The sequence below is a fragment of the Neisseria mucosa genome (assembly GCF_013267835.1).
Taxonomy (GTDB): Bacteria; Pseudomonadota; Gammaproteobacteria; order Burkholderiales; family Neisseriaceae; genus Neisseria.
This window is the reverse complement of sequence record NZ_CP053939.1, coordinates 1,994,526-2,012,469: the sequence shown is the minus strand read 5'-3', so window position 1 is coordinate 2,012,469 and position 17,944 is coordinate 1,994,526. Positions and strand designations below refer to the sequence as shown.

At 47.5% G+C, this 17,944-nt stretch carries 17 protein-coding genes; 4 read left to right on the top strand and 13 right to left on the bottom strand.

Annotation, left to right across the window (positions count from 1 at the left end; genetic code table 11):
- Positions 1–144: 144 nt before the first annotated feature.
- From FOC66_RS09630 to polA, 3 genes are read right to left on the bottom strand one after another with little or no spacing between them, the layout of a single operon-like run.
- The gene (locus FOC66_RS09630; protein WP_003748125.1) at positions 145–1,068 is read right to left on the bottom strand and encodes a DUF4435 domain-containing protein; all 924 of its coding nucleotides are present in this window, start codon (positions 1,066–1,068) and stop codon (positions 145–147) included.
- Positions 1,065–2,405: an AAA family ATPase gene (locus tag FOC66_RS09625; protein WP_003748123.1), complete on the bottom strand. Its 1,341-nt coding sequence runs from the start codon at positions 2,403–2,405 to the stop codon at positions 1,065–1,067. Before FOC66_RS09625 ends, FOC66_RS09630 begins: the two co-directional genes overlap by 4 nt.
- Positions 2,406–2,451: 46 nt before the next feature.
- Complete coding sequence (gene polA, locus FOC66_RS09620; protein ID WP_003748121.1) at positions 2,452–5,244, bottom strand: DNA polymerase I; 2,793 nt, start codon at positions 5,242–5,244, stop codon at positions 2,452–2,454.
- Positions 5,245–5,425: 181 nt separating this feature from the next.
- On the opposite strand from polA, the gene FOC66_RS09615 reads away from it, so the two are divergent.
- The 4 genes from FOC66_RS09615 to FOC66_RS09600 all read left to right on the top strand — a co-directional run bounded on the left by FOC66_RS09615 (position 5,426) and on the right by FOC66_RS09600 (position 9,447).
- Positions 5,426–5,926, top strand: a complete 501-nt coding sequence (locus tag FOC66_RS09615; RefSeq protein ID WP_003748119.1) for a hypothetical protein — start codon at positions 5,426–5,428, stop codon at positions 5,924–5,926.
- Between the two features lie 53 nt (positions 5,927–5,979).
- Complete coding sequence (locus tag FOC66_RS09610) at positions 5,980–6,642, top strand: PspA/IM30 family protein (RefSeq protein ID WP_003748118.1); 663 nt, start codon at positions 5,980–5,982, stop codon at positions 6,640–6,642.
- Between the two features lie 214 nt (positions 6,643–6,856).
- A complete protein-coding gene (locus FOC66_RS09605; RefSeq protein WP_003748116.1) occupies positions 6,857–7,522 on the top strand; it encodes a YqiJ family protein in 666 nt (221 codons plus the stop codon).
- Between the two features lie 212 nt (positions 7,523–7,734).
- Entirely contained in the window at positions 7,735–9,447 is a 1,713-nt protein-coding gene (locus FOC66_RS09600; RefSeq protein ID WP_003748114.1) for a flotillin family protein, read from the top strand.
- 371 nt (positions 9,448–9,818) lie between these two features.
- Here the strand turns inward: FOC66_RS09600 and FOC66_RS09595 are convergent, their stop codons facing one another.
- From FOC66_RS09595 to FOC66_RS09550, 10 genes are all read right to left on the bottom strand, one after another.
- Positions 9,819–10,244 (bottom strand): F0F1 ATP synthase subunit epsilon, encoded by a 426-nt coding sequence (locus FOC66_RS09595; protein ID WP_003748113.1) that lies wholly within the window; start codon positions 10,242–10,244, stop codon positions 9,819–9,821.
- Positions 10,245–10,254: 10 nt separating this feature from the next.
- Entirely contained in the window at positions 10,255–11,652 is a 1,398-nt protein-coding gene (gene atpD / locus FOC66_RS09590) for a F0F1 ATP synthase subunit beta (protein WP_003748111.1), read from the bottom strand.
- A gap of 38 nt (positions 11,653–11,690) precedes the next feature.
- A complete protein-coding gene (gene atpG, locus FOC66_RS09585; protein ID WP_003748108.1) occupies positions 11,691–12,566 on the bottom strand; it encodes a F0F1 ATP synthase subunit gamma in 876 nt (291 codons plus the stop codon).
- 24 nt (positions 12,567–12,590) lie between these two features.
- Positions 12,591–14,138 (bottom strand): F0F1 ATP synthase subunit alpha, encoded by a 1,548-nt coding sequence (gene atpA, locus FOC66_RS09580; protein ID WP_003748105.1) that lies wholly within the window; start codon positions 14,136–14,138, stop codon positions 12,591–12,593.
- A 10-nt stretch (positions 14,139–14,148) separates the two neighbouring features.
- Positions 14,149–14,682 (bottom strand): F0F1 ATP synthase subunit delta, encoded by a 534-nt coding sequence (locus FOC66_RS09575; RefSeq protein ID WP_003683778.1) that lies wholly within the window; start codon positions 14,680–14,682, stop codon positions 14,149–14,151.
- Between the two features lie 4 nt (positions 14,683–14,686).
- Positions 14,687–15,157: a F0F1 ATP synthase subunit B gene (locus tag FOC66_RS09570; RefSeq protein WP_003748102.1), complete on the bottom strand. Its 471-nt coding sequence runs from the start codon at positions 15,155–15,157 to the stop codon at positions 14,687–14,689.
- 73 nt (positions 15,158–15,230) lie between these two features.
- Positions 15,231–15,467, bottom strand: a complete 237-nt coding sequence (atpE, locus tag FOC66_RS09565; protein ID WP_003748101.1) for a F0F1 ATP synthase subunit C — start codon at positions 15,465–15,467, stop codon at positions 15,231–15,233.
- 64 nt (positions 15,468–15,531) lie between these two features.
- A complete protein-coding gene (gene atpB / locus FOC66_RS09560; RefSeq protein WP_003748099.1) occupies positions 15,532–16,398 on the bottom strand; it encodes a F0F1 ATP synthase subunit A in 867 nt (288 codons plus the stop codon).
- Positions 16,388–16,741, bottom strand: coding sequence for an ATP synthase subunit I (locus tag FOC66_RS09555; RefSeq protein ID WP_003748097.1), 354 nt, complete (start codon positions 16,739–16,741; stop codon positions 16,388–16,390). The genes atpB and FOC66_RS09555 overlap by 11 nt, the downstream gene beginning before the upstream one ends.
- 280 nt (positions 16,742–17,021) lie before the next feature.
- Positions 17,022–17,882: a ParB/RepB/Spo0J family partition protein gene (locus FOC66_RS09550; RefSeq protein WP_003748096.1), complete on the bottom strand. Its 861-nt coding sequence runs from the start codon at positions 17,880–17,882 to the stop codon at positions 17,022–17,024.
- Positions 17,883–17,944 lie beyond the last annotated feature (62 nt).

Sequence of the window (17,944 nt, the reverse complement as noted above, 5' to 3'; positions counted from 1 at the left end):
GGGTTTTGGATTTCAAACACCGCGTGCGTGCGTACCGCACACACCCTACACCCGATGCTCAGTTTCAGTGGGTCAGATTCTCGAATCTGACGGCTTTTGAGATGCCAGGTTTTTGTCGGATACAAGTATCCGACCTACGGCGGACTATACGTTATGTAATAATTGTAAAATCTTAGTTCCTACATTTGTTTTGAGAAACTCTTCTTGTTCGGCAGCGATTCTCAAAAGAACTTCTATATCAGAAGCATATTTTTTACCAGATCTATCTTCCTTTAAAAGGTACTTTTTTGTATGGTGCAAAAAGAAATCTTTTAAAATTTCTGTAACATCATGTCCACGACTTAGTCTCCATTTAGGTTCAGTTTGCTTTAGCTCATATGCTTTTTCAAATAAATCATCTATATCACTTTTTCTAGGGGAACATGAAGATAACCTCTCCCTGAGATTTTCTATATCAAAAGACATGTTCCAGTTAGACAGATTAGAATTATTGAACGAAATAAATTCAAATAAATCCACTCCGTCTAAGATCGTTCTTTTATCAGCCAACATTTCATTCGCTGCCCGAATAGCTCCTACTTCCCTAGAAAAATTTTCTAGTTTAGGAAGGAGAAGTCTAAGACAATCGTTAATATCGACATTATCCTTAGGGTGTAAATTCACAAGCAACTTAGTTAATGCTTGTGAGTTAACTAAAAATGTTTCTATGTCATTAAAGAAAAATGTTTTAGTATCAGTACAATAAAAAGAATAAATTAAATTGGAATCTTCTTTTATTCTGCTACATAAATAATCATAATCCACGTCTATCAAGAAATAAATTCCACGCTTTTCTACTTCCGATTTTTGGTTTAGGAGATCCAGCATATTTAAACTTTTGTCTTTACCTTTCGACTCCGTAAATCTAATTGGCTTCCCTATAAAGAAAGGAACTAATAAATCTCTATCTGTTTCTCCCTCTACAACCAATGTTATTTTTTTATATGAATTAAAAATTAATTTTGCCTCATCAATTATATATGTAGGTGATTGGGCAACATCCTTTAATGATTTATGTGGTTTAATCATTTCAATAATCCCCAATATTGCTCAGATAATTCTAGAACATTATCCCAATTTCCATTAATCAATGCAGGGGCATGTGTAGCGATTACCACAGAAAAGCTATTAATTTCTTGTATTTTTATCAAAATATTTACAAATTCTTCTTGCCATGCAGGATGTAAAGAAATTTCTGGCTCATCAATTAAAACTAGCGTATCAGAATCAATATTAAAAATTAATTTACCTATCAATAATATTAAATGCTGCTCACCAGAAGATAGCTCATCTAATGAGATGTTTTTAATATATTTTTGCTTAAAAATAGGATATATTTCAAACCCTATTTCAGGAGAAACTTTTATATATTTAAAAGAAAGTAAGGTATTTAGATTTTGGGTAAAAAGGGAGATTTTTTTTGCTAAAGGCTCTAATTTTGCAAGACGTTCCACAATATCAGTCAAATAAACCTCTAAAACTTTTTCTCCTGTATTATCTTTGATATGAGAAATGAGAGACTGAATTGAATTAGGATTTAATGCTACATTTGACAATATCCCTAAATCTTGAAAGTTTTCTTCGTACTTACTAATTTTTGTTAATAATGAAAAAATTTTTGTTGTTCTGTTTGATGTATTAGACTTATCTAATTGCTTCAATAATCTTTCTGGAAAGGAAGCTTCTCTTTTTCGATTTTCAGTAAATTGTATTCTTAGGGATTGTTGTATTAATTCCTGTATACTATTTTGTAAACCAAATATTGTAAGGCTATTTTTCTCATAATCAGATACTTCTCCATAATTTTGCATATGGCTAAAATTAATTAATCTATTCGTCGATATGTATAATACTTGGATTTGTTGAGTAATCTCTATCAGCCATTCAAAATTTCTAGTTAACTCAAATATAGAAGTGTGGTTCTTAAACTTTCTAAGTATTTCTGGAAAGGTCAAAATAATATCTTCTGAGTCAAAAGATTTCCATTGATTTTCTCCAATCCTGTATATTGGCAAAAAATTTTCTAAATTAGCGATAGCATCAAAAAAATTACTATCTAACAATAATTTATTATGTAAGAAAGTTATATTTATTTCATCAATATAGTAATTACTTTTTATTTTTCGAAAAGTAATAGGTTTATTTTGATTGGATATGAAAAATCTAATTTCTTGAAAATCAGTATGTATGAAAAATAAAAGATTATTTTGAGCAAATGCTTCAATAATTTTTAAAATCGTAGATTTTCCATAACCATTAGGAGCAGTAATAATCTTAATAAAATTTTCTTTACTGGTTAAATCTATATTATAATTGAACATACCAAATAATTTTTTGATTTCAATACGAGTGATTTTATTCGACATAATAAATATTTCCTTAAGTTCAAAATAAATAATTGGTGTTACTAACTCAATGCGCCTCTTCCCAATTCATACCCACACCAACCTCAGCCACCAGCGGCACGTTCAACATTCCTTCATCCACTTTCGCCATAATCTGCGGTAGTTTTTCTTTCACTAAATCCAGTTCGGCTTCGGGTACTTCCAACACCAGTTCGTCATGCACCTGCATAATCAGTTTGCTTTTCAGATCGTATGAAAGCCAACGGGATACGTCTATCATGGCGCGTTTGATGAGGTCGGATGCGGTGCCCTGCATGGGGGCGTTGATGGCGGCGCGTTCGGCTCCGGCACGGGCGTTGGCGTTTTTGTTGCGGATGTCGGGCAGGTAGAGGCGGCGGCCGAACAGGGTTTCGACGAAGCCTTGCGCGGCGGCTTGTTCTTTGGTGCGCTGCATGTATTCTGCGATGCCGGGATAGCGGGCGAAGTAGCGGTCGATAAAGTTTTTAGCGGAGATGTTGTCGATGCCCAATGATTTGGCGAGGCCGTATTGACCCATGCCGTAAATGAGGCCGAAGTTGATGGTTTTGGCGTAGCGGCGCTGTTCGGACGAGACGTTTTCGGGGGCGATGCCGAATACTTCGGCGGCGGTGCGGCGGTGTACGTCTTCGCCGTTTTGGAACGCGGCGATGAGGGTTTTGTCGCCGGAGAGGTGCGCCATGATGCGCAGCTCGATTTGGGAATAGTCGGCGGAAACGATGATGCTGCCTTGCGGTGCGGTAAAGGCGCGGCGCACGCGGCGGCCTTCGGCGGTGCGGATGGGGATGTTTTGCAGGTTGGGGTTGTTGCTGGCGAGGCGGCCGGTGATGGCGACGGCTTGGGCGTAGGTGGTATGCACACGGCCGTCTTTGGGGGAAATCATTTCGGGCAGTTTGTCGGTGTAGGTGGATTTGAGTTTTGCCAGGCTGCGGTTTTGCAGGATGATTTTGGGCAGGGGGTAGTCGGGCGCGAGCTGTTCGAGCACGGCTTCGTTGGTGGAAATGCCGCCTTTGGCGGTTTTTTTCAGGCCTTTGGTGGGGATGCCCATTTTGTCGACCAGGATTTCTTGAAGCTGTTTCGGAGAGTTGAGGTTAAACGGCTGGCCTGCGGCAGCGTAGGCTTCTTGTTCGAGCTTCATCAGCTCGGCGCCGAGTTCTGCGCTTTGGCGGGCGAGTTCGGCGCGGTCGATTTGTACGCCGTTGCGTTCCATTTCAAACAATACCTGCGCAACGGGCAGCTCCATTTTTTCATACATTTCAAGCTGTTTGGCGTCCATTTGCGCGCGCAGGTGCGCTTCGAGGCGCAGGGCGAAATCTGCGTCTTGGGCGGCGTATTCGGTCGCCTGCCCGATGGCGACGTCGGCAAAACTGATTTGCTTTGCGCCTTTGCCGCACAGCGATTCGTAGGTAATGGTTTCCAAGCCGAGCCAGCGTTCGGACAATTCGTCCAAACCGTGTCCGAGATGGCTCTCAATGATGTAGGAAGCAAGCATGGAATCGCCGGCAATGCCGTTCAAGGCGATGTCGTAGTTGGCGAAAACGTGTTGATCGTATTTGAGGTTTTGCCCGATTTTTTTCAGGGCGGGGTTTTCCAAATGCGGTTTCAGACGGCCTAATACGTCTTGCAAATCAAGCTGTTCGGGAGCGGCGGTCAGGCTGTGCCCTACGGGGATGTAAACCGCTTCGCCTGCTTGGAACGCGATGCTGATGCCGACCAGCGCGGCGTTCATCGCGTCTAATGACGTGGTTTCCGTATCGATGCCGATTGTGTCCGCCTGCGACATTTTGTCCAACAAAGCGGCAAACTGCGCTTCTGTGGTAATGGCTTGATAATCCAGCTTTTCAGGGGCTGGGGCGAGTTCGGGTTGTTTTTCAGGCTGTGTTTCCATCGCCAATGCGGCCTGTTCGCCAATATGCTCGCTGCCGAACAAATCCGTGTTTTGCGCTTCGTGCATACGGCTTTCCGCCTCTTTCAACCAAGTGCGGAAACCCCAGCGTTTGAAATCGACAACCAGCTGCGCCCATTTAGGTGTAGTACGGCGCAGGCTTTCGAGGCCGTCTGAAAGCTCGGTGTGCAAGTCCACATCGGTTTTAATCGTTACCAAGTCATACGACAGCGGCAGTTGGGGCAGCGCGGCTTGCAGGTTTTCGCCGACCTTACCCTTGACTTCGCCAGCGTGTTCCATCACACCGGCCAGCGAGCCATAGGCTTCCAGCCACTTCACCGCAGTTTTCGGGCCGCATTTTTCCACGCCCGGCACGTTGTCCACCTTGTCGCCCATCAGAGCAAGATAATCGCGGATTTGGTCGGGGCGCACGCCGAATTTTTCCTTCACGCCTTCAATATCCAGCGTTTCGCCGCTCATCGTGTTCACCAGCGTCACGCGCTCGTTCACCAACTGCGCCATGTCCTTATCGCCGGTGGACACCACCACGTTCCAACCCGCTTCGCCAGCCATCTTAGCCAAAGTACCGATAACGTCGTCCGCTTCCACCTGCGGAATCACCAATACCGGCCAGCCCATCAGCCGCACCAAATCCGGCAAGGCTTCCGCCTGCGGGCGCAAATCGTCCGGCATTGGCGGACGCGTCGCCTTATAGTCGGGGAACATCTCGTGGCGGAAATTCTTGCCCTTCGCATCAAACACCACCGCGCAATAGTCGTGCACATAATCCGCACGCAGACGGCGCAGCATGTTCAACACGCCATACATCGCCCCCGTCGGTGCACCGTTGGGCGCAGACAAATTCTGCCCCATAGCATGATAGGCGCGGTAAAGATAAGAAGAGCCGTCAACGAGAAGGAGTGTGGGTTTGTTGGACATGGAGAACCTGCTGTGTGTATGAAAATAATGTACGGATTATAAAGGAAAAGGCCGTCTGAAAACCGAAAATCAGGTTTCAGACGGCCTGATGTTTACATAAATATACGGTTTCAGGTATTGCGCCTCAGAATCCCATCTTGTATATTTGTATTCAAATGAATACAAACCAAAACAAACGAATATGAATGCAACGAACCGTATCCCAATCAGCGTGCGCATCACTCAGGAAGATGCTGATTTTATTGCCGAACTTAAAATCGAAGGTGCGAATACGCCGTCTGAAAAAATCCGCGAACTGCTCAAACTGGCGCGCTTGTCGCATACGCAAACGCGCGATTACGGCTCCGCACTGACGGCGCAGGAGCAATTTTTCCAAGCGGCGAAACACGAAATCTTGCACGCTGAAAAACAGGCCGGAGTGCATTCGCATATCGTGGCGAGGTTGTTTGAACAATTGCCCGACTTAGGCGCAACACTCGCCGCCGACCTGCCCGAAGAAGCCGATCTCGACGATTTGAAAAAATACGAACGCGAACTGATGTGGCGCATCGTCCGCCTGACCGACAGCATCTTGCAGCTCGCCGTAACCGGCAAAGGCGCGGCATATGACGACACCGTGCTGCAACAGCTTGAAAATACTTTGAAACTGGCAAAGATTGTGCAGCAGGCAAATGAAGTTTAAGACTGCCTCCATACCAAATGAAACAAACACATTTTAGTGAAAGGAAAATCCAAATGAGCGAAACCCTATCCCGCCGAGTAGGCCGTCTGGTAAGCGGCGGTTTTCATGCCCTGATTGATGCGGCGGAGAACCTTGCACCTGAAGCAGTCATGAACGAGAGCATCCGCGAAATCGAGCGGGCGGTGGACGAAGTACGCGCCGAGTTGGGCAAAGTGTTGGCGCAGAAACACCTTGCCGCCAAGAAAATGGCGGACGAGAGCAACCGCCACGAAGCCATCGATGCCAACCTGCAAGCTGCCGTGGATGCCGGTCGCGACGACCTTGCCGAGGCGGGCATCGCCGAACAGATGGACATCGAAGCGCGTCTGCCCATCTTGGAAAACACCATCGCCGACTGCGCCGCGCAGGAAAAAGAGCTCGAAGGCTTTATCGCCGCCCTGCAGGCAAAAAAACGCGAGATGCAGCAGCAGTTGCAAGACTGGTGCGCGGCGCAGCAGAACGCTGGCGCAGGTAAAGCTTCAGGCGGCAGCGACCTCAACCGTATCGCCCGTGATGCTGAAAAAAGCGGCAACGCTTTCGACCGAGTGATGGGTCGTCAGAACGCGGTACACAGCAGCACCGATGCGGCGCAGTTGGCCAAGCTGAAAGAACTGGAAGACTTAAGCCGCAACAACCGCATTGCCGAACGATTGGCGGCGTTGAAGGCGAAATCATAAGCCATATTGAGGAAATCGCGGTTTCAGACGGTCCCTATCCTCACAGGGCCGTCTGAAAAAAGAAAACCATACACACCTCAATAACAAAAAGATGCCGGATTGGGAAAAATCCTGTCAGTTATAACAAATTAATAAAAATATCCATATCCAATCGGCTTAACTTTAAAATAAAATATATGCCGTCTGAAAATTAAAAAGAATAAGGAAATGCAATATGTGGAATTTAATCAACGCCCCCGAAACTGAAATCTTCGGCATTGCCATTGCGCTGATGGTTTTGCTCGGTGTGTTTGAAATCATTTCCATGCTGGCAGGCGGTATTAGCGACTGGTTGGACAACCTGTTGCCCGACAGCCTGACCGAAACTGCACACGCCGAGGTCGGATTGGATGTGGCGGATGCAGGCATATTCGTGCGTTTCCTGAGCTGGCTGTATGTCGGACGTATCCCGGTATTGATGTTGATGGTGGTGTTTCTTGCCGTATACGGATTAACGGGTTATCTGTTTCAGACGGCCTTTGCCACTGTATTCGGCAGTTATCTGAATGGCACGCTGGCAGCAGTCATCGTTTGGTTTCTTTCCCTGCCCTTGGTGCGCGTAACGGCTGGCGGTTTGTACAAAATTATGCCGAAAGATGAAACCACTGCCGTTTCGCAGGAAAGTTTAATCGGCCGCGTCGGCACAGTGGTGTTGGGCGAAGCTCGGGTAGGCAATGCGGCACAGGTGCGCGTGAAAGATGCTTACGGCCAACAGCATTATGTGATGGTAGAGCCTGACTCTGATGATGTATTGAAACAAGGCGATGCGGTATTGCTGGTGTCGTTGGACGGAAATACATTTAAGGCGATTTTAAATCCGAGCGGAAGCTTGGTGGATTGAGGCCGTCTGAAACCGCTGATTCATCGATACGGGAAAAATAGATACTTTACCGCCCTATCCCCACCATCTGGAAATTTGAAATAACAATTAGAAAAACAACCACCCTATTATTTCAACCCATATTTTTAAACCCTTTCAGACGGCCTCTTTCCCTCAAAGCCTTCTGAATCCACCGCCCTCAAAGGCATATTAACAAGAAGAAAGGAAAAACCATGAACTTGGTCTCCATCGGCACCATCGCCGGCGTCATACTCGTCGCGCTAATTGTACTCGGCCTCATCCTGACCCGTCTGTACCGCCGCGCCAGCAAAGAAGTCTCATTTGTCCGTACCGGTTTCGGTGGCGAAAAAGTCATCATGAACGGCGGCGCGATGGTGCTGCCCGTGCTACACGAAATCATCCCCGTCAACATGAATACACTGCGCCTTGAAGTGCGCCGCGCGGCGCAGCAGGCGCTGATTACCCGCGACCGGATGCGCGTTGACGTAATGGCTGAATTTTACGTCCGCGTCAAACCCAGCGCCGAGAGCATTGCGACCGCCGCACAAACGCTGGGTATGAAAACCATGTCCCCCGATGAACTGAAAGACCTCGTCGAAGGTAAATTCGTTGACGCCCTGCGCGCCGTTGCCGCCGAAATGGCGATGGAAGAGCTGCATGAGAAACGTGTTGATTTCGTTCAGAAAGTACAACAAGTCGTGAGTGAAGACTTGTTCAAAAACGGTCTCGAACTCGAAACCGTTTCCCTGACCGGCCTCGACCAAACCAGCTTTGAGTTCTTTAACCCGCAAAACGCCTTTGACGCGGAAGGTTTGACCAAACTGACCGAAACCATCGAAGGCCGCCGCAAAAAACGTAACGAAATCGAACAAGATACTGACTTGGCAATCAAAACTAAAAACCTCGAAGCCGAGCAGCAACGCCTGAAAATCTCACGCGAAGAAGAATACGCCAAACTCGAACAAGAGCGTGAGATTGCCGTGCGCCGCGCCGAACAAGAGGCCAGCATTGCCGAACAAGAATCTCAGAAAAAACGCGAGGCGGAAGAAGCCAAAATTGCCGCAGAACGCGAAGTGGATTTGAAACGCATTGCCGCCGAACGCGACATTAAAAACGAAGACATCCGCAAAGCCCAAGCCGTCGAGCAGGCAGAGGTTGAACGCCGCAAAGCCATCGAGTTGGCCGAGCAAGACCGCGCCATCGCCGTTGCCGAGAAATCGCGTGCCGAATCCGAAGCCAAAGCAGAGGCCGACAAAGCCCGCGCCGCCGCCGTTCGCGAGGAAGAGAGCGTGATTACCGTACGCGAAACCGAACGCGCCGAGCGTGCCAAAGCGGTGGAATTGATTGCCGCCGAAGAAGCCGCACAAAAAGACGCGATTTCGCTCACCGTCGCCGCTGAAGCCGAAAAACAGGCTGCACAAGACCGAGCTGAAGCCGTGCGTATCGCCGCCGAAGCCGAAGCCGAGAAACAACGCCTGCAAGCCAAAGGTGAAGCCGATGCCAAAATCTTGTTGGCGCAAGCGCAAGAGCAACAATATAAAGTTGATGCCGAAGGTACCCGCGCCGTCAACGAAGCCGCTAACGTGCTGAGCGTTGAGCAGGTTGAAATGCAAGTCCGCCTTGCCCTCTTGAAACACCTGCCCGACATCATCCGCGAATCCGTCCGCCCAATGGAAAAAATCGAAGACATCAAGATTTTGCAAGTCAATGGTCTGGGTGGCTTTGCCGGTGGTGCAAACGGCGCGGAAGGCGCTTCAGACGGCCAAACCACACAAGCCAGCCTTGCAGACCAAATGGTCAACAGCGCCCTGCGCTACCGCAGCCAAGCTCCGTTGGTTGACGGTCTCTTGAAAGAATTGGGACTGAATGGTGGCAACATCAACGGTCTGACCCAAGGACTGGATAAAACCATCGACCAATCATAAACAGATACCGTCATAATGGTTTAAAGGCCGTCTGAAACTTTTCAGACGGCCTTTTGTTTAGACAAGAGCTTCCGCAAATTCTAATATTTTCAATACTGACCAATTCAGATCTGTTGCGGTTGCAATAAATTAGGAATTATCCAACCTACTTTTTGTGGTTAAAAAAATTGAGTGGGCTATTCTTAGCCAAATAACAAGGCTAACTGCTTTGACAATGATCCACCAACAATTGAGTCATAAAAACTGATTCTACCGTTTCGATTTCAAACTTGCCATCTACTCGTCTATCGACATTTCAATATCAAGCCACTTATCTTCAGGCAAATAAAAAAGCACAACATTTCGTTGTGCTTTTTCTTAATGAACCCACATTACTTGTTTTTTTGCGAACGAAGGTAGTCCAAAGTTTTCAGCTGGGCAATGGCTGCTGCCAATGCTTTGTGCGCTTCGGCCAGAGATTTATCATCTTTGGCTGCAGAAACACCTGCCTCGGCTGCTTTCTTAGCTTCTTCAGCACGCACCTGATCCATTTCGGTACTGCGGACGGCGACGTCTGCCAATACGGTAATCTTGTCAGGCTGTACTTCTAAAACACCGCCGGAAACAGCAACCAGCACTTCTTCAGCTTCACCCGGAACAGTCAAACGCAATGCGCCGGGGCGTACCAAACTCATAATCGGCTCGTGTCGTGGATAAATACCAAGCTCACCTTGAACGGTCGGAACTACCACAAAGCTGGCTTCGCCCGAATAGATGTTTTGCTCGCTACTGACCACTTCAACTTGCATGACGCTCATGCCGACCTCCTTAGTTTAAGGTTTTCGCTTTCTCAACTGCTTCTTCGATACCGCCTACCATGTAGAACGCTTGTTCAGGCAGATGGTCGTATTCGCCGTTCAAGATGGCTTTAAAGCCGGCAATGGTATCGCGCAGGGCGACATATTTGCCTGGAGAACCTGTAAACACTTCTGCAACGTGGAACGGTTGAGACAGGAAGCGTTGGATTTTACGGGCACGCATTACAGTCAGTTTGTCTTCATCAGACAATTCGTCCATACCCAAAATGGCGATAATGTCGCGCAATTCTTTGTATTTTTGCAGAGTGGACTGTACACCGCGCGCCACGTCGTAGTGTTCTTGACCCAATACCATCGGATCCAATTGGCGTGAAGTAGAATCAAGCGGGTCAACTGCCGGGTAAATACCCAAAGAGGCAATATCACGGCTCAATACGACGGTTGCGTCCAAGTGGGCAAAAGTTGTCGCTGGAGACGGGTCAGTCAAGTCATCCGCAGGTACATATACGGCTTGGATGGAAGTAATGGAACCAGTTTGGGTAGAGGTAATACGCTCTTGCAAACGACCCATTTCTTCAGCCAATGTCGGTTGGTAACCCACTGCAGAAGGCATACGGCCCAACAGTGCGGATACTTCGGTACCGGCCAGAGTGTAACGGTAGATGTTGTCAACGAAGAACAATACGTCGCGACCTTTACCGTTTTCGTCTTTTTCGTCACGGAAGTATTCGGCCATGGTCAAACCGGTCAAAGCAACGCGCAGACGGTTGCCCGGAGGTTCGTTCATTTGGCCATACACCATGGCTACTTTATCCAATACGTTGGAATCTTTCATCTCGTGGTAGAAGTCGTTACCTTCACGGGTACGCTCACCCACACCTGCGAACACGGACAGACCGCTGTGCGCTTTGGCGATGTTGTTAATTAATTCCATCATGTTTACGGTTTTGCCCACACCGGCACCACCGAACAGACCTACTTTACCGCCCTTAGCAAACGGACACAGCAAGTCGATCACTTTAATACCGGTTTCCAGCAATTCGGTAGTTGAAGACAACTCGTCGAATTTCGGAGCAGTTTGGTGAATGGCGCGGCTCTTGTCGGTATCGATCGGACCTGCTTCATCAACAGGCGTACCCAATACGTCGACAATACGACCCAATGTACCTTTACCTACCGGCACAGTGATTGGCGCACCAGTATTGCTTACAGACATGCCGCGTTTCAGGCCGTCTGAACTACCCATTGCAATAGTACGGACAACGCCGTCGCCCAGAAGCTGTTGAACTTCCAGAGTCAGACCGTTCTCGTCCAATTTCAGGGCATCGTAAACATGCGGGATAGCGTCACGTGGAAATTCCACGTCAACCACCGCACCAATAACTTGTACGATTTTGCCTTGGCTCATTATCGTATCCTAATTTCCTGTTCAGGCTTCAGACGGCATTAAACTGCCGCTGCACCTGCTACAATTTCTGACAATTCTGTGGTAATCGCGGCTTGACGCGATTTGTTGTACACCAAGCGCAATTCTTTGATGGCATTGCCTGCGTTGTCGGTTGCGGCTTTCATCGCTACCATACGCGCGGCTTGTTCAGATGCCATGTTGTCGCTCAATGCCTGATAAACCACAGACTCTAAATAGCGGCGAACCAAATATTCCAATACGGCGATAGGACTCGGCTCGTAGAGGTATTCCCAAGTAAATGAAGAATGACCTGTTCCGTCGTCAATAACGTTTTCACCGATAGGCAGCAAAACTTCCATACGCGGCTCTTGGCGCATTGTGTTGATAAAACGTGAGTAAACCATATGGATACGGTCTAATTCATGTTTCTCATAACGTTGGAAGATTTCGGTCAAAGGGCCAAGCAACGCTTCCATTTTCGGGGTATCGCCCAAATTGGTTGCACTGGCAATAACGTTCAAACCGATGCTTTGGCATGCAGCCAAACCTTTACTACCCAGGCACACGACTTCGACTTCGATGCCTTGTTCCTGATACTCTTGAACTTGCGCCAAAAACTTTTTCAGTACGTTTGCGTTCAAGCCGCCGCACAAACCTTTATCCGAGGTAATCAAAATGAAACCGGCACGGCGCACTTCGCGGTGCGGCTCCAACAATTTGATACCATGATCGGCATTGGTCTGTGCAAGATGGCTCATCACTGTACGCACTTTTTCGGCGTACGGACGCGCTAAGCGCATCCGGTCTTGAGTCTTCCGCATTTTAGAGGTCGACACCATTTGCATCGCTTTAGTGATCTTTTGGGTATTTTGAACACTACGGATTTTGGTGAGAATCTCTTTTCCGACTGCCATTTCAGACTCCTTTCATCTCAATACTTATGCTTGGTAAGCGTAAGAAGATTTGAAAGATTTCATGGCTTCGGTCAATGCTTTTTCGCTTTCGTCAGACATTGCGCCTGATGCATTAATCGCATCCAGAACCTCAGGATGTTGCGTACGTACGAAACTCAGGAATTCTGCTTCGAAAGCCAAGGCTTTGGATACCGGAACATCTGCGTAAGAACCGTTGTTGATCGCCCACAAAGTCAATGCCATTTCGGCAGTGTTCAATGTGCTGAATTGTTTTTGTTTCATCAATTCAGTAACCACTTCACCGTGTTGCAGCTGTTTGCGTGTTGCTTCGTCCAAATCGGAAGCAAATTGGGAGAACGCCGCCAATTCACGGTACTGTGCCAACGCCAAACGGATACCGCCACCCAGTTTTTTGATGACTTTGGTTTGTGCCGCACCACCTACGCGCGATACGGAAATACCGGCATTGATTGCAGGACGGATACCGGCGTTGAACAAGTCGGTTTCCAAGAAGATTTGGCCGTCTGTAATCGAAATTACGTTGGTTGGTACGAATGCCGATACGTCACCGGCTTGGGTTTCAATAATCGGCAACGCAGTCAGAGAACCGGTTTTGCCTTTTACTTCGCCATTGGTCAGTTTCTCAACTTCGTTTTCGCTGACACGGGCTGCACGTTCCAACAGACGGGAGTGCAGGTAGAATACGTCGCCAGGATAGGCTTCACGGCCAGGTGGACGGCGCAGCAGCAGGGAAATTTGACGGTATGCAACGGCTTGTTTAGACAAGTCATCGTATACGATCAATGCATCTTCACCGCGGTCACGGAAGAATTCACCCATGGTACAACCGGAGTAAGGAGCGATGTATTGCAGCGCAGCGGCTTCAGAAGCAGTCGCAGCAACCACGATAGTATGTTCCATCGCGCCATGCTCTTCCAATTTGCGTACTACGTTGGCAATAGAAGATGCTTTTTGACCGATAGCCACATAAATACAGATAACGCCTGTACCTTTTTGGTTAACGATGGCATCCAGTGCTACGGCTGTTTTACCGGTTTGACGGTCACCAATGATCAGCTCACGTTGGCCACGACCAACCGGAACCATAGAGTCAATGGCTTTTAGGCCGGTTTGCATGGGTTGGTCAACCGATTTACGCGCAATCACACCCGGTGCGATTTTTTCGATTGGAGCAGTCAAAGTTGTATTGATTGGACCTTTACCGTCGATAGGACGACCCAATGCATCAACTACGCGGCCAACCAATTCGCGACCGATTGGCACTTCCAAAATACGGCCGGTACAGGTAACTGTATCGCCTTCTTTAATGTGTTCGTACTCACCCAACACTACGGCACCAACGGAGTCGCGCTCCAAGTTCATGGCCAGACCGAAAGTGTTACCGGGGAATTCGAGCATCTCACCTTGCATCGCGTCTGACAAGCCATGAATGCGCACAATGCCGTCTGTAACAGAAACAACGGTACCACGGGTACGCACTTCTGTATTGACGGACAGATTTTCGATTTTGGCTTTAATCAAATCGCTAATTTCAGCAGGATTAAGCTGCATGAAAACTCTCCTAATTTGTCATAGTCGCATACAAAGCATTCAGTTTGCCTTGTACGGACAAATCCAAGACCTGATCACCCACTTCTACTTTGATGCCGCCGATTAATTCAGGGGCAACTTTAGTTACCACATCCAATTTGCTGTTGAAGCGTTTTGTCAGGATATCGGTAACATCGGCCAGCTGCTGAGAACTGAGCTCATACGCGCTGTAAATTACTGCCGATTTCGTATTGTTGTGTATCAAGGTCAAATCTTGATATTGGGCATAAATTTCCGGCAATACCAGCAAACGCTTTTGCTCGGCCAAAACGGTAATAAAATTTGCCAATTCGACATTTTTGATACCGACAAGACCTTTGAGCGTTTCTGCCTTTTCGGAAGCTCCCGTTTCCGGCTGCTCGATGAAAGCAATGACTTTCTCATCTTGAACAACCGCTGCGAGTTCTTTCAGTTCGCCCAACCAAGACTCGATTTGGTTTTTTTCCTGAGCCAGACTAAACAATGCTTTCGCATAAGGTCTGGCAATCGTTGCGAACTCTGCCATAAGATTACAGCTCCTGTTTTAAGGCACTGAGCAGATCTGCATGTTTGGAAGCATCGACTTCTTTACGCAGGATAGATTCCGCACCTTTAACAGCCAATGAAGCGACCTGTTCACGCAACACTTCGCGTGCACGGTTAACTTCTTGCTCTACATCAGCTTTTGCTTGGACTGCAATGCGTGCTGCTTCATGAGAAGCTTGCTCTTTGGCTTCTTCTACAATTTTCGCAGCACGTTTTTCGGCGTTGGCAACCATTTCGGTTACCTGATTACGCCCTTCGGCCATAAGTTCTGCAACTTTTTTCTCTGCCTGCTCAAAATCGCTCTTACCGCGCTCGGCGGCAGCCAAGCCCTCGGCGATTTTTGCGGCACGCTCATCCAATGCTTTGGCAATCGGAGGCCATACGAATTTCATCGTAAACCAAACCAAGCCAAAGAAAACTAGGATTTGCGCAAATAAGGTTGCATTAATATTCACGTTACTTAACCTTCGTATCTGGGTTAATCAAACAGACGGCAAGCCTGTATCTGAACGGATCGCTCCGTCTTGATTACGCACCACCAAACGGGTTAACGAAGGCGAACAACAGGGCAATAGCCACACCGATCAAGAAAGCCGCATCGATCAGACCAGCGATCAAGAACAGTTTAGTTTGCAGCGGACCGATCAGCTCAGGTTGGCGAGCAGAAGATTCCAAGTATTTAGAACCAACCATTGCGATACCGATAGAGGCACCCAATGCGCCCAAGGCAACGATCAAACCACATGCGATAGCAATCAAACCCATTTTTAAACTCCTTAAAATAGTAAAGGTTAAACTACAAAAAACAAACTACGAAAAAACTACTTGATTAGTGTGCATCATGCGCCTGTCCGATATATACGAACGCCAACGCCATGAAAATAAATGCCTGCAAGGTGATGACCAAAATGTGGAAAATCGCCCAAGCCAAACCGGCAATCAGGTGGAACACAAATAAAATCGGATCCAAAGTTTCAACACTGCCGGTTGACGCCCATGCACCGCCCAACAGGGCAATTAACAGGAACACCAGCTCGCCAGCATACATATTACCAAACAACCGCATACCGTGGGATACGGTTTTGGACAAAAACTCTACCAAGTTCAGCAGGAAGTTGGCCGGAGCAAGCCACGGACCAAAAGGTGCGCAGAACAACTCGTGAATCCAACCGCCAAGGCCTTTGATTTTGACATTGTAATAAATACAGATCAGCAATACGCCAATCGCCAGAGCCAAAGTCGTATTCAAGTCAGCTGTCGGCACGACACGCAACAGGGCATGATGATTACCGGTAATGCCTTGCCATGCCATCGGCAGCAAATCAACCGGCAGCATATCCATGGCATTCATCAAGAGAATCCAGACAAACAAGGTCAGACCCAACGGGGCAACGGCTTTACGCGATTGTTCGTTATGGATAATGCTTTTACACATGTCATCCACGAATTCGAACAGAATTTCAACAGCCGCTTGAAAACGACCGGGAACGCCGGCCGTCGCTTTTTTGGCACCGCGCCACAAAAGGAAGCTGCCGATTACGCCCAACAGAACGGCAAAAAAGATTGCATCAAGGTTAATGAACGAAAAATCAGCAATGTTTTTCAGTCCTTGACCCTGAGTAACATCCGACATACTGGTCAAGCTTTGCAAGTGGTGCTTGATGTAGTCGGCAGCGGTCATAGTTTCACCTGCCATAGTGTTTTACTCTCAACAATACTAAAAAAACCAAATGACTGACGCCAAGAAACGCCAATAAAAATGGGTAAAATACCAGTGATCGATGCCATATCGCGAAAACGACCAACATAGATACCAGCGACAGCACTACTTTTAAAACCTCTCCGCCGACAAACATCGAGCTTTGCAACTCGGGATTTCGTCGGGAAAACTTTAAAAGTAAAACTGCAACAAGGGTAGGGACAATGTACGAAAATCCTCCCGCCAAAGCAGAGAGGAAGCCGGGCAATCCGGAAAATAATGCACAAACAACTGAAATTATTAATAATACAATCACTTGCAATGGGACTATCTGATTCATTGTACTTTGTACCCCAAAAAGCAAGGCAGGCTAATATAATCAAGAAGTTTGTTAACGTCAAGCAATATGTTAATCTTTGTGAACCTTTCACAAATAAATGATTAACACATATAAAACAAATCTTTGCTGGAATGGAGTTTAACACAAATTACATGTTGTTACATAGATTTTACAGAAGATTTTGATTTGTATTGTAAACATTTATACGCTCTACGCTTTTTCAAAAATTGAGGCCGTCTGAAAAGCTTTTTTCAGACGGCCCGTTCTATTTATAAAGCCGTTAGAACGCTTGATTGATGCCCAACTGCTTCAGCAAATATTCGAATGTTTCCGGCGTATCAAAATGCAGCACGATTTTGCCTTTTTTCTGATTACTGGTTTTGACTTCGGCATTAACACCCAAATGCTCGGTCAATGCATCATTGATGCGGCGGATATCCGGGCTGATGGTTTTGGCTGCTTCGGGCTTAGCTTTTTGATGTGCCAATTGGCTGCGGCGTTCTACTTCGCGCACCGACCAGCCGTTTTTGACGGTTTTTTGCGCCAACTCCAATTGATCGACCACATGCAAGGTCAGCAACGCACGGGCATGACCCATTTCCAGACGGCGTTGGTAAAGCATTTCCTGAACCGGCTCAGGCAGGCTCAACAGACGCAGGCTGTTGGAGATGGCACTACGGCTTTTACCGACGGCTTTTGCGATGGTTTCGTGAGTCAGACCGAATTCGTCGGCGAGGCGTTTCAAACCTTGCGCTTCTTCAATCGGATTGAGGTTTTCGCGTTGCAGATTTTCAATCAAACCCATGGCCAACGCGGTTTCGTCGCTGATGGTTTTGATGACGACGGGAATTTCGGTCAAACCGGCCAACTGGGAAGCACGCCAACGGCGTTCGCCGGCAATCAATTCATATTGAGACAGACCACGTTCGCGTACGATAACCGGCTGGATAATACCTTGCGCTTTAATGGAGTCAGCCAATTCCTGCAAGGCTTCGTCATCCATTTGCACACGCGCCTGATAGCGGCCGGGCTGAATATCGGCGATGGCAACCGTTGTCAGGCGGTCGCTACTGCTGCTGTCCACCGCATTGGATATCAGCGAATCCAAACCGCGTCCCAATCCACCTTTTGCTTTTGCCATATTGTTTTCCCTTTCAGACGGCCTCAATGTTGAAATGACGTATTCTATCGGATATTGCCGCT

Bases quoted from the DNA above. Each gene is read 5' to 3' on its own strand.
- FOC66_RS09630 (WP_003748125.1), bottom strand. From the start codon at position 1,068: ATGATTAAACCACATAAATCATTAAAGGATGTTGCCCAATCACCTACA.
- FOC66_RS09625 (WP_003748123.1), bottom strand. From the start codon at position 2,405: ATGTCGAATAAAATCACTCGTATTGAAATCAAAAAATTATTTGGTATG.
- polA (WP_003748121.1), bottom strand. From the start codon at position 5,244: ATGTCCAACAAACCCACACTCCTTCTCGTTGACGGCTCTTCTTATCTT.
- FOC66_RS09615 (WP_003748119.1), top strand. From the start codon at position 5,426: ATGAATGCAACGAACCGTATCCCAATCAGCGTGCGCATCACTCAGGAA.
- FOC66_RS09610 (WP_003748118.1), top strand. From the start codon at position 5,980: ATGAGCGAAACCCTATCCCGCCGAGTAGGCCGTCTGGTAAGCGGCGGT.
- FOC66_RS09605 (WP_003748116.1), top strand. From the start codon at position 6,857: ATGTGGAATTTAATCAACGCCCCCGAAACTGAAATCTTCGGCATTGCC.
- FOC66_RS09600 (WP_003748114.1), top strand. From the start codon at position 7,735: ATGAACTTGGTCTCCATCGGCACCATCGCCGGCGTCATACTCGTCGCG.
- FOC66_RS09595 (WP_003748113.1), bottom strand. From the start codon at position 10,244: ATGAGCGTCATGCAAGTTGAAGTGGTCAGTAGCGAGCAAAACATCTAT.
- atpD (WP_003748111.1), bottom strand. From the start codon at position 11,652: ATGAGCCAAGGCAAAATCGTACAAGTTATTGGTGCGGTGGTTGACGTG.
- atpG (WP_003748108.1), bottom strand. From the start codon at position 12,566: ATGGCAGTCGGAAAAGAGATTCTCACCAAAATCCGTAGTGTTCAAAAT.
- atpA (WP_003748105.1), bottom strand. From the start codon at position 14,138: ATGCAGCTTAATCCTGCTGAAATTAGCGATTTGATTAAAGCCAAAATC.
- FOC66_RS09575 (WP_003683778.1), bottom strand. From the start codon at position 14,682: ATGGCAGAGTTCGCAACGATTGCCAGACCTTATGCGAAAGCATTGTTT.
- atpE (WP_003748101.1), bottom strand. From the start codon at position 15,467: ATGGGTTTGATTGCTATCGCATGTGGTTTGATCGTTGCCTTGGGCGCA.
- atpB (WP_003748099.1), bottom strand. From the start codon at position 16,398: ATGGCAGGTGAAACTATGACCGCTGCCGACTACATCAAGCACCACTTG.
- FOC66_RS09555 (WP_003748097.1), bottom strand. From the start codon at position 16,741: ATGAATCAGATAGTCCCATTGCAAGTGATTGTATTATTAATAATTTCA.
- FOC66_RS09550 (WP_003748096.1), bottom strand. From the start codon at position 17,882: ATGGCAAAAGCAAAAGGTGGATTGGGACGCGGTTTGGATTCGCTGATA.